This window comes from Aquipluma nitroreducens (assembly GCF_009689585.1).
In the GTDB taxonomy this organism is placed as follows: Bacteria; Bacteroidota; Bacteroidia; order Bacteroidales; family Prolixibacteraceae; genus Aquipluma; species Aquipluma nitroreducens.
Genome location: NZ_AP018694.1, coordinates 3,628,227 through 3,639,623, shown reverse-complemented (window position 1 = coordinate 3,639,623; position 11,397 = coordinate 3,628,227). Strand labels below are relative to the sequence as shown.

Genomic DNA, 11,397 nt, shown 5'->3' with positions numbered 1-11,397 from the left:
CATGTTCAATAACAATCTATCGTTGGGATAATTTCATAAGTGTTATATTTACATTTATTATTAATTCCGTATTTTTACCACTTCAAAACAGAATCATTTTAAAATTTAGATCATGATAAACTTAAAAGAATTAGAGATTTGGTTTGTAACTGGAAGTCAGGATTTATATGGCCCGAAAGTATTGGAACAAGTGGCAACCAACTCAAAAGAGATTGCTGCGTTTTTTAATGGTTCGGCCCAAATTCCGGTAAACGTCGTTTATAAATCGGTAATGAGAAGCCCCGACGAAATAACCAATGTTTGTATTGAAGCCAATTCGACAAAGAAATGTATCGGTGTAATTACCTGGTGCCATACCTTTTCGCCTTCAAAAATGTGGATCAATGGGTTGAAGTTACTGAACAAACCTATGCTTCAGTTGCATACCCAATACAACCGCGACCTTCCCTGGAGCGAAATTGATATGGATTTTATGAACCTGAACCAGGCTGCTCATGGCGACCGTGAACATGGATTTATTTTAACCCGTCTTCGCAAAAGCCGTAAAGTAGTTGTTGGTTATTGGAAAGAAGATGATGTTCAGGAACGTATTGGCATTTGGAGTCGCGCTGCTGCTGCCTGGTACGATATGCAGGGAGCTAAACTTGCCCGTTTTGGCGATAACATGCGCGAAGTTGCCGTAACAGAAGGCGACAAAGTTGAAGCCCAGATTAAACTTGGCCTTTCGGTTAACACCTGGCCAGTTGGTGACATTGTTAAAATTATCGATGGAGTAAGCGAGGCTCAAATCGATAAACTTATTGAAGAATACAATGCAACCTACGAATTTGATAAAGAAGCAATGCCAGGCGGCAAATACCACGACAGCGTTCGTTATCAGGCACGCATTGAAGCTGGTATAAAAACTTTTATGGAAGCTGGCGACTTTAAAGCATTCACAACTACATTCGAAGATCTTCATGGATTAAAACAATTACCAGGTTTAGCTTCTCAGCGATTAATGGCTGCCGGTTACGGTTTTGGCGCTGAAGGAGACTGGAAACACGCAGCATTAGTTCGCGCAGTAAAAGTAATGGGTATTGGTTTGAAAGGCGGTTGCTCATTCATGGAAGATTACACTTATCACCTCGACCCAACAACCGGATATAAAGCTTTAGGCTCGCACATGCTTGAAATTTGTCCATCGATTGCTGATGGCAAAGCTAAGATTGAGGTTCATCCATTGGGAATTGGCGGTAAAGACGCTCCTGCTCGTTTAGTATTTAATACCCAAACCGGACCGGCAACCTGTACTAGCCTTATCGACATGGGAACCCGTTTCCGCATGGTAGTGCACGATGTTGAATGTGTTGCACCAGAAGCTAAACTCGAAAAATTACCAGTTGCCAGCGCCTTATGGACTCCAATGCCTGACCTTAAAACTGGTGCTGCTGCATGGATTTATGCCGGAGGAGCACACCACAACGCATTCAGCCAGGCAGTAACTGCTGAATACATTGAAGATTTCTGCGACATGGCAGGAATCGAGCTTGTTCAGATCAATAAAAACACTAATATTTCTGATTTCAAGAAAGAATTGAAATGGAATGATTTGTATTACCTTTTATCAAGTGGAGTAAGATAAATTTAAGTTTAAACAGCAACCCCAATAAAGAGCCGGAGATATTTTCTTCGGCTTTTTTATTTCTTCAACCCAAGGAGTATTCCGTCAGTTGTGTTATTGCATCCGAAAGATTTTGTTTTGGATAGTATTTTTGATGAGCCAGATTCAGAAAACGAAGAATAATGAATCCATCAAAGAACTGGAAAAATCGCTTTCTGAAGGATAATAAAGAAGAACTATTCTGATTAATCTCAGCCAGCTTAGCAGGAAATTCAAGCACTTGTAGGTATTCCTGAATTGAAGTAGGTAATGATGCCATGAATACCTTATCTGCACTATTCCGAAACAGTGTATCGACCTTATCGAACAAAACTTTCAAATCACGGAAGGCCGCGAAATTATAAGTTAAAGTTAAGTCCCCATCTTCGTTCATCCATTTGGTCATTGCTGCACCTGTACCAAAAGGCACCCTGTCGGAAACCCTGGCCGAAGGATAAACAAAAGCGTCATTAATTTCAGTAATTTGTCCAAGTTTGGTTAGCTTATTGAGAAAATAAAAATCTTCGCCAGCCTGCCTTCGGTTCATTCCGCCTTGTTTTACGTAAGCCTCAGCCCGAACGGCAAATGCTGATCCGATCGTATAAATAGAATCCGGAAAGCCTGCAAAATCCAAGGCTCTTTTATAGTAATGTAGGTAATCTTCGTAAAGTTGAATTCCCAATTTCTGTTTGGAATCAGCCATCTCTTCAACACGATGCTTAAAATTTAAAGTTGCAGCAAAGCACGATTTCCTCGAAAAAGCCAATTCAATTTGTTGCAGATAATTTTTAGAGAATAAACAATCTGCATCAGTAGAAATAATCACACCATCGGGGCGGTTCAATGCATTAAAACGGCGGATAACCTCATCCATGCCAATCTTTCTGGCCATACCAGCTCCAGCATGTTTTGCATTTACTGATTGTGCGTAAATGGGGTGCAAAATCAGGTTCTCCCGATCATTTTCTCGTTTCCAGTCGAACAACTTTTTGTATGTCTCCAGATTAAAACTTTTAACCTCCAGAGTGCTATTTTCCGATTCATTGACAACTACAATCACTTCACAACAAGAAACGATCGGATCACAAGTCCACAACGATTCAAGTGTACGAAAGATTTCAGGTTCGTTCAAACAGGGTATCATTAAAATCATTGAAACCTCAGGTGAGACCACCGCATCAATGAATTCAGGATAAACAATATTTTTATTGATATACCGATCGGCAAACATGATATGAAGATTTAGTTAGAAGTTACATCAAACAAAAAAATCCGAATTACTTCGGATTTTTCAGACAATATCTCAGAATTGATTTATTTCAATTTAGCTTTCGAATATCTCGCATTTAAACCAACCAATACCTCTTTCGTGATATTACTAGCTTCATCACCAATTAAAACTTCGCCTGCATTAAGAATATAACTGTATTTTTTATCCTTGTTGTAAACTTTAAGATAACCCATAATGCTATCGAGTAACTGCTTGTTATTATCAGTTTGTATTTGAGCTAGTTTGGTCGACAATTCCTGATCAAGCTTGGTTATTTGCTGTTCTTCACCCATCAAACGATCACGCTCTTGCATGGCACGATCCTGACTAAGGAAGCCGCCCCTCTGAACTTTTTCCTGAAAAGCAGCAGCCTGAGATTCAAAACGGGTACGTTTTTCTCCGTATTCCTTTGTAAAAGCCTCTTGTTGTTTGACGAAACCATCATGCATTTCCTGTGCAAAATCGTAGTTTACAGCTAAAGAATCAACCTTAATATATGCGATCCTCAACTCAGAGCTTTCACTCTCACCGTTCACACCACTTTTTCCTGGGACATGTGATTTACTTCCACTAAAATGCAGAATATAAAGTCCTGCAACTGACAAAAACAAAACTGCAAATAGAACTATTGATGTGTTTTTCATATACCCGTTATCAATAAAATTTTGCCAAAAATAAAAATTTATTGCCAGTATCCACCAATTAACTCGATAATTTTTAGGAACAAAGGCTGATAACCGTTTAGAAAGAAAAAACAGTATAAAAGCTGCGCAAAATCATACATACACCGTGATAAACATCATTGAATCGAACCACCTGTCTGATGTATTTTTATTTGCTGAAATATAAACTGAAAATCACACAAAATGCTAAATAAATTACTGGCAAATGCGCTTCCATACATGCCAAAAAAATTGATTTGGATTTTCTCAAAACGCTATATTGCCGGAGAAACAATTGAAGACGGGCTTAAGGCATCGAGAGAGTTAAACAAACAAGGAATTGAAGTAACGGTTGATTTACTGGGCGAGTTTATTTCGACGATTAAAGAGGCTGAAGAAAACCGAAATAAATACATCGAACTTATTGAACGATTTACCTCCGAAGGTATTGTTGGACACTTTTCAGTAAAACCTACATCGTTCGGATTGCTGATCGATAAGGATGTTTGCTATTCAAATATTGAAGCAGTTGTTTTAAAAGCGGTAGAAAAGAAAACATTCATTCGCATCGACATGGAAGATTCGCAATGCGTGGACGACGAATTGGATATGTATCGCAAACTTCAGCAAAAGTATCCGGCAAATGTTGGCTTGGTTATACAGGCTTACCTTCGCCGTACTAAAAATGATTTAATGAATATGAGCACTATTCATACGAATGGGAATCCGCTAAACTTCAGACTCTGTAAAGGAATATACGTAGAGCCTAAAAACATTGCATTCAAAGCTCCGGAAGAAATACGGGAACATTATCTGGATGATTTACGATATATGCTTGACAACAACATGTATGTAGGCATTGCAACTCACGACAAGCACCAGATTGATAATGCGATGAACATTATAAAAGAAAAAAATATTGACAAAACGAAATACGAGTTTCAGATGCTTTATGGTGTCACCCCGGAACTCAGAAGTAGTATTGTAAAACAAGGACATAAAATGCGCGTTTATGTACCATTCGGGAAAGACTGGTTTGGATATTCCACCCGACGGTTAAAAGAAAACCCGAAGATGGCATCGCACATTGTAAAAGCACTTTTTTTTAGGGGTTAATTTTAGGGGTTATTGACAAGGGAGGTTCTGAAAAGGCCTCCCTTTTTTTGTCAATATTTTGCGGAGAGTGAGGGATTCGAACCCCCGGTACCCCGAAGGGTACAACAGATTTCGAGTCTGCCCCGATCGACCACTCCGGCAACTCTCCTGTTTTAACGCGATAAATATAACGATTCTATGAATATGGTCAAAAATGCAGATGTGTAAAATAAAAAGTCCCGGCAGTTCTTACCGGGATTTTTTATTCAGAGACTAAAACACAATCTCTTCCTGATTTTCATCGAAGAAATGATACTCTGCAAGTGAGTATGAACTCATGTCCTCGACTTTAATGCTTTTAAAAATCTGAAAGCCCATTTATTTTTTAAAGACCAAAAACCTTTGTTTAAAAAGGCTGCCAGATAAGGATGAGTTTTGATTATAACTTTATTCTTATTTAGCTCTTTAAAAATATATTTAACCTTACTTTCCAATTCATCAACCAACAAAATAGTTGGCGTAATTTTTCCAGTGCCCTTGCAGGTTGGACAAACTTCAGCCGTTTCAACATGTTCTTCAGGACGAACTCGTTGACGGGTTATTTGCAAAAGACAGAACTTACTCAATGGCAAAATGTTGTGCTTCGTGCGATCAACATCCATTGCCTCTTTCATTCTCTCATAAACTTTATGCCGATTTTCAGCTTGATGCATATCAATAAAATCGACTACAATAATACCACCCATATCTCTCAACCTAAGTTGACGGGCGATCTCGTCAGCAGCTGCCAGATTAACTTCAAGAGCATTAGTCTCCTGATCAATTCCAGCTTTCGAACGATTTCCACTGTTCACGTCAATGACATGAAATGCTTCAGTGTGTTCGATTATTAGGTATGCTCCATTTTTGAAGGATACTGTTTTTCCAAACGATGCTTTTAATTGTTTATCAACCCCATAATATTCAAAAATCGACTGATTACCCTTATAGAGTTTCACAGTCTTTTTCTTCTCAGGGGCAATTGATCCCAGATATTCAGAAATTTCTTCACATACAATAGGATCGTTTACGATGATACTATTGAAGTTGGGATTATAAATATCCCGTAATAATGCGGTTGTTCTGCCAAGTTCGCCTACAATCAGAGAAGGAGCGTTCACTCTTCTTAATTTCTGAAATGTGGTTTCAAATTTAGCAACAAGCCGTTTTAACTCCTGATCGAGTTCTGCAACACGTTTGTCTTCGGCGGCAGTTCGAACGATAACTCCGTACTTTCGCGGTTTGATGCTCTGAATAAGCTTTTTTAGCCTATTCTTCTCTTCGTTGGATTCAATTTTTTGCGAAATACTTACCTTTTCGCTGAAAGGCATCAAAACCATGTTACGACCCGCAATCGACAATTCAGAGGTTAAACGAGGGCCTTTGGTCGAGATTGGCTCTTTAGCCACCTGCACCAAAATATTTTGCCCGACTTTAAGAATGTCTGAGATTTTTCCCTCCTTATCAATGTCAGGATCTGACTGAATTTTAGAAATGGAGGTGATTTTGTTGTTTTTTGATGTGGCAATTTTCAGGAACTTATTCAGCGTTGAAAACTGTGGCCCCATATCAAGGTAATGCAGAAAAGCATCTTTTTCGTATCCTACGTCAATGAATGCAGCGTTCAGACTGGGCATTATCTTTTTCACACGTCCAAGATAAATATCCCCGACTGCAAATTTAGCCCCTGTCATTTCCCTGTTAAGTTCAACTAACCCTTTATCTTCCAATAAAGCGATTACGACTTCCGAAGGAGAGACATTTACAATTAAATCGCTACTCACAACGTTCCATATTTTTTACAAGTTACAATTAACAGACTTAAAAACAGATTAAACCTAAAGCACAATAGCACTTTAGGTTTAATAATAAAAAGGTCTTTAAAAGCTAATGCTTAATAAAGCAAAGACTATTTCTTCTTTTTATGTCTATTTTTTCTTAGTCTTTTCTTACGCTTGTGCGTAGCCATCTTATGTCTTTTTCTTTTTTTTCCGCTTGGCATAATAATTTATTTTACTTGGTCTTTAACTTGTGCTACAAAGGTTTTAGCTGGTTTGAAAGAAGGAATAAAATGCTCAGGAATAATGATTGTAGTATTTCTGGAAATATTACGAGCAGTCTTCTCAGCTCTTCTTTTTACAATAAAACTTCCGAAACCGCGAAGATACACATTTCTTCCTTCGGTTAGGGAATCTTTCACAGTTTCCATGAAAGCCTCAACTGCTTTTTGCACTGTCACTTTCTCAATACCAGTGTTCTTACTAACTTCGTTAACAATATCTGCTTTTGTCATCTCTTAAAATATTTAATTTTCAACAATATATATTTCTGAAACAATTGGTGTGCAAAAATATAAATTATTTAAAAAGTAGAAACATTCTAATTCGATTATTTTTGCAATTTGCAAAGATTTTAAAGCAGTTAGGTAAAATATGGACTTTTTCAACTCACCAGTACATTCCTGGTATTCTTTATACAAGCGCGATTTACCATGGAGAAATACACGTAATCCATACTTAATCTGGCTATCCGAAATCATCCTTCAACAGACCCGAATTGATCAGGGAATGGCCTATTATTCGAGATTTGCAGCTGAATTTCCCACCATTTCGGATCTGGCCGACGCTCCTGAGGATCAGATACTGAAACTTTGGCAAGGTTTGGGTTACTATTCCAGAGCAAGAAACCTTCATTTTACAGCAAAATTCATTCAGCAAAATTACAATGGCATTTTCCCGGATAATTACAACACAATACGCTCGCTGAAAGGCATTGGAGAATATACCGCTGCGGCCATTGCCTCCATTTCGTTTAATCTTGAATATCCAACGGTTGATGGTAATGTGTATCGTGTATTATCCAGATTCTTTGGCATTGCAGACCCAATTGACACAAGTAGCGGGAAGAAAACATTCAACAATTTAGCCATAGAATTAATCAAAGGAGTCGATCCGGGAATGCATAATCAGGCAATAATGGAATTTGGGGCATTGCAATGCACACCCAAAGGTCCAAACTGCAATCAATGTCCATTAAAAGAAAGATGCTTTGCTTTTTTGAATCAAAAAATTACTGAATTACCCGTTAAGCAAAACAAGACCAAACAACGCGACCGGCATTTTAATTATCTGGTATTATCGCATAGAAACCATACATGGATAAGAAAACGAGAAGGGAAAGATATATGGAAAAATCTCTTCGAATTTCCATTTATCGAAACGGAGGATGAAATTAGCATTGAAAAACTAACAACCCTGACAGAGTTCGACAGAATTATTTCAACAACCGACCAAGCGATCATTGAAAATGTGAGCGATTGGAAAATTCATATCCTGAGCCACCAGCGAATCCATTATCGTTTTGTTAGAATACAACTTACCGATAAAATTAATGGAACCGAAGATTTTATCAGAGTGAATAAGGAAGATATTTTTAACTTTGCTGTACCGAAACTATTGGAAACTTATTTGAATGAGTACATGAAAAATGTATAGTTCATATCTAAATATCAGTTATTCATAATGATTTTTGGACAATTCAGGAAATTTGAGACCTGAAATCAAAAAAATAATAGATTTTGTCGTAATTTTAATTCTGTCTAACTCTTAAAACTATACAAACATGTCAGTTAACAAAGTAATTTTGGTTGGTAATGTGGGCCGCGACCCGGAAATCAGACACTTGGACAAGGGAGTTGCAGTTGCAAGGTTTTCACTTGCTACTACAGAAAACTACACTTCAAAGACCGGGGAGAAAGTAAGTAATACTGAATGGCACAACGTTGTCGCATGGAGAGGCCTTGCCGAAGTTGTTGAAAAATATGTGAAAAAAGGAAGTCAACTATACATCGAAGGTCGACTTCGAACTCGCGACTATGACAAAGATGGTGTGAAGCATTATGCTACTGAAATTAATGCCGACACCATGCAGTTGCTTGGCAGACGCGAAGGTCAAACAGAAACAGTAGGACAACCAATGCAAACCGAATCGGTTCAGAGCGTGAATGAACCAGATTTTAGTCAACCGGAAGAAGACGATCTTCCATTTTAGTAACCTAAATAATAGTTAATTGGAAACAGACCCGTTACCCATGCTGACCGCAATATACTGGAATATTCAATTTCACCCATTTACTACAGGCATTGCGATCAGCTTGTTTGTTATAGCAATTTTGCTTGTGCTTTCAGCTCTCATTTCCGGATCTGAAGTTGCTTACTTCTCATTAAGTCCAGCCGAAAAGCACAAAATATTCAAGACCTCGTCCAAAAAGAATTCATACATACAAAAGAATCTGGAGTCACCAGAGCAATTGTTGGCCACGATTCTGGTAGCCAACAATTTTGTTAATGTGGGCATCGTCATCCTCTCCAGTTTTACGGTCGATTCCATTGTGGATTTTACCAACGAACCAATACTGGGATTTATCGTTCAGGTGGTCATTATTTCATTTGTAATTTTACTCTTCGGAGAAATTATACCTAAAGTTTATTCCACCCATCATGCAATGAAATTTGCCCGCTTCATTGCAATGCCTTTGCATTACACCATTAAAGTTCTTAGACCGGTAAATTCAATACTAATCTATTCGACGTCATTTTTAAACAATCGCATTCACGCCTACAACAACCACATTTCTGTTGATGAATTATCTCAGGCGCTTGAACTCACGTCGCAAACAGAACTGAAGGATGATTCTGAGATATTAAAAGGCATCGTGAAATTTGGGAATAAAAGTGTGGCTGAAATTATGCGTTCAAGGGTCGATGTTGTTTCTGCCGATATCGATTCCAGCTATAGTCAGATAATGACACTGATTACCGAAACTGGTTTTTCGAGAATACCCGTTTTTTCTGACAGTTTTGACAATATCAAAGGAATCCTGTACATCAAAGATTTGTTGCCCCATGTGCTTAAAGGCGCGTCGTTCCGCTGGCAAAGCATCATCAGGCCACCATTTTATGTTCCTGAAACAAAGAAAATTGATGACCTGCTTGAAGAGTTTCAGAAAAATAAAGTTCACATGGCCATTGTTGTTGACGAGTATGGAGGAACTTCTGGAATTGTTACACTTGAAGATGTTTTGGAAGAAATTGTTGGCGAAATAACCGATGAATTTGATGAAGAAGAAAAATTCTACACCAAAATCAGTGAAAACAAATATCTTTTCGATGGCAAAACAATGCTCAACGATTTCTACAAAGTTATTGGATTGGAAGATACTGTATTTGACGACGTTAAAGGTGAAGCAGATACTCTTGCCGGATTGATTTTAGAATTAAAAGGTGAATTTCCGGTTAAAACCGATACAATTTCCTGTAAAAATTGCGTTTTCACTATCGAAGCGGTCGACAACCGTAGAATTAAACAGATAAAAGTTGAAATTAAAAATCCGGAAGCCTAAAGCAAATGCCAAAAATTTCATACTTCTTCGCTCTAATTCTTGTCCTGACATTTTCCTGTCATCAGGATTATGTACCCAAACCTCACGGTTATTTCCGCATCGACTTTCAAAAAAAAACATATCACTCATTTGATTCAACAGCGTTACCGTATAAGTTTGATATTCCAGACTATGGTAAAGCTTTACCTGATCATGACCGGTTGGCCGAACCCTATTGGATTAACCTTAAAGTACCAGCTCACAAAGCAGAAGTACATATCAGTTATAAAAAGGTCGAGAAGAACCTTGCAAAACTACTCGAAGATTCGCGCACGCTGGCGTACAAGCATACCATCAAAGCTGACGCCATCAACGAACGGATTTTTATCAATCCTGAAAAAAAAGTCTATGGAACGATCTACATGATCGATGGCAATGCAGCCTCTCCACTACAATTTTACCTCACCGACAGCACCAAAAACTTCCTTCGCGGGGCTTTATACATCCGTGAAGTTCCCAACATCGATTCCTTGCGACCGGTAATCGACTTTCTGACACCTGATGTTATTCGTTTAATTGAAACCACGGAGTGGAAACACTAGATGCCACTTTTTAAAACGATACCAATCCCGGGAGGGCTAATCGGACTTTGGGAGTTCGCTGAAACAACAGCCGAATTGCTTCCATCTTTTTCAGAAACCGAATTATTGGATCCCAATTTCCTGAAATACACGTACGAAAAGCGTAAAGTTGAATGGCTGGTAACCCGCCTGTTAATCAGGCAACTGATTGGTTCCGACTTCGCCATTTCCTATTTAAACTCCGGAAAGCCAATCCTGAAACACGACCAATTCAAACACCTGTCCATCAGCCATTCGCGCAACTTTGCCGCGATTATTCTTCATGAACAACTAAATGTAGGAATCGACATTGAGGAGACAACCCGTGACTTTAACAGGATCGAAAAAAAATATCTTTCCGACATTGAAATCAGGCAAACTGACAAAAACCCACAACAGCAATGCCTTTACTGGTGTGCAAAAGAAGCCATTTTTAAGTTGGTTGACAACGAAGGTGTTGAATTCAAACAACAAATCCATATTATCCGTGAGTCTGAAACCCAGTTTTTCGCCAAATTTATATCCTCTGGCAGTGAATCCATCTACAAACTGCATCATCAATTCTTTTCTGAACACTGTTTAGTTTGGGTTACCAACGATTCCCCTGTTCAAGAATAGCCGAAAACTACTGAAAGATCGTTACTCCATTTGATCAAAATTCGTTTTTAACTGTTTATTGATTAATTTAA

The 11,397-nt window shown here is 38.3% G+C and carries 11 protein-coding genes and 1 tRNA gene; 7 read left to right on the top strand and 5 right to left on the bottom strand.

What is annotated here, in order from left to right; all coding sequences use genetic code 11:
• Positions 1-112 precede the first annotated feature (112 nt).
• A complete protein-coding gene (gene araA, locus AQPE_RS15225; protein ID WP_318347357.1) occupies positions 113-1,624 on the top strand; it encodes an L-arabinose isomerase in 1,512 nt (503 codons plus the stop codon).
• A gap of 64 nt (positions 1,625-1,688) precedes the next feature.
• Here the strand turns inward: araA and AQPE_RS15220 are convergent, their stop codons facing one another.
• Complete coding sequence (locus tag AQPE_RS15220; protein WP_318347356.1) at positions 1,689-2,873, bottom strand: glycosyltransferase; 1,185 nt, start codon at positions 2,871-2,873, stop codon at positions 1,689-1,691.
• An 83-nt stretch (positions 2,874-2,956) separates the two neighbouring features.
• Positions 2,957-3,556 carry an OmpH family outer membrane protein gene (locus tag AQPE_RS15215; protein ID WP_318347355.1) on the bottom strand — a complete coding sequence of 200 codons (600 nt, stop codon included), beginning with the start codon at positions 3,554-3,556 and terminating at the stop codon, positions 2,957-2,959.
• A gap of 222 nt (positions 3,557-3,778) precedes the next feature.
• Here AQPE_RS15215 and AQPE_RS15210 point away from each other — a divergent pair, with 222 nt between their 5' ends.
• Positions 3,779-4,690: a proline dehydrogenase family protein gene (locus AQPE_RS15210; protein ID WP_318347354.1), complete on the top strand. Its 912-nt coding sequence runs from the start codon at positions 3,779-3,781 to the stop codon at positions 4,688-4,690.
• 61 nt (positions 4,691-4,751) lie between these two features.
• Here the strand turns inward: AQPE_RS15210 and AQPE_RS15205 are convergent.
• The 3 genes from AQPE_RS15205 to AQPE_RS15195 all read right to left on the bottom strand — a co-directional run bounded on the left by AQPE_RS15205 (position 4,752) and on the right by AQPE_RS15195 (position 7,001).
• Positions 4,752-4,838, bottom strand: a tRNA-Ser gene (locus AQPE_RS15205).
• A gap of 166 nt (positions 4,839-5,004) precedes the next feature.
• Complete coding sequence (locus tag AQPE_RS15200; RefSeq protein WP_318347353.1) at positions 5,005-6,492, bottom strand: Rne/Rng family ribonuclease; 1,488 nt, start codon at positions 6,490-6,492, stop codon at positions 5,005-5,007.
• Between the two features lie 224 nt (positions 6,493-6,716).
• Positions 6,717-7,001 carry an HU family DNA-binding protein gene (locus tag AQPE_RS15195; protein WP_318347352.1) on the bottom strand — a complete coding sequence of 95 codons (285 nt, stop codon included), beginning with the start codon at positions 6,999-7,001 and terminating at the stop codon, positions 6,717-6,719.
• 139 nt (positions 7,002-7,140) lie between these two features.
• Here AQPE_RS15195 and mutY point away from each other — a divergent pair, with 139 nt between their 5' ends.
• The 5 genes from mutY to AQPE_RS15170 all read left to right on the top strand — a co-directional run bounded on the left by mutY (position 7,141) and on the right by AQPE_RS15170 (position 11,326).
• Positions 7,141-8,202 carry an A/G-specific adenine glycosylase gene (mutY, locus tag AQPE_RS15190; protein WP_318347351.1) on the top strand — a complete coding sequence of 354 codons (1,062 nt, stop codon included), beginning with the start codon at positions 7,141-7,143 and terminating at the stop codon, positions 8,200-8,202.
• A gap of 127 nt (positions 8,203-8,329) precedes the next feature.
• The gene (locus tag AQPE_RS15185) at positions 8,330-8,758 is read left to right on the top strand and encodes a single-stranded DNA-binding protein (protein WP_318347350.1); all 429 of its coding nucleotides are present in this window, start codon (positions 8,330-8,332) and stop codon (positions 8,756-8,758) included.
• Between the two features lie 19 nt (positions 8,759-8,777).
• Entirely contained in the window at positions 8,778-10,109 is a 1,332-nt protein-coding gene (gene gldE / locus AQPE_RS15180) for a gliding motility-associated protein GldE (RefSeq protein WP_318347349.1), read from the top strand.
• 5 nt (positions 10,110-10,114) lie between these two features.
• Positions 10,115-10,690: a gliding motility lipoprotein GldD gene (gene gldD, locus AQPE_RS15175; RefSeq protein WP_318347348.1), complete on the top strand. Its 576-nt coding sequence runs from the start codon at positions 10,115-10,117 to the stop codon at positions 10,688-10,690.
• A complete protein-coding gene (locus AQPE_RS15170; RefSeq protein WP_318347347.1) occupies positions 10,691-11,326 on the top strand; it encodes a 4'-phosphopantetheinyl transferase family protein in 636 nt (211 codons plus the stop codon).
• The last annotated feature ends 71 nt before the right edge of the window (positions 11,327-11,397 follow it).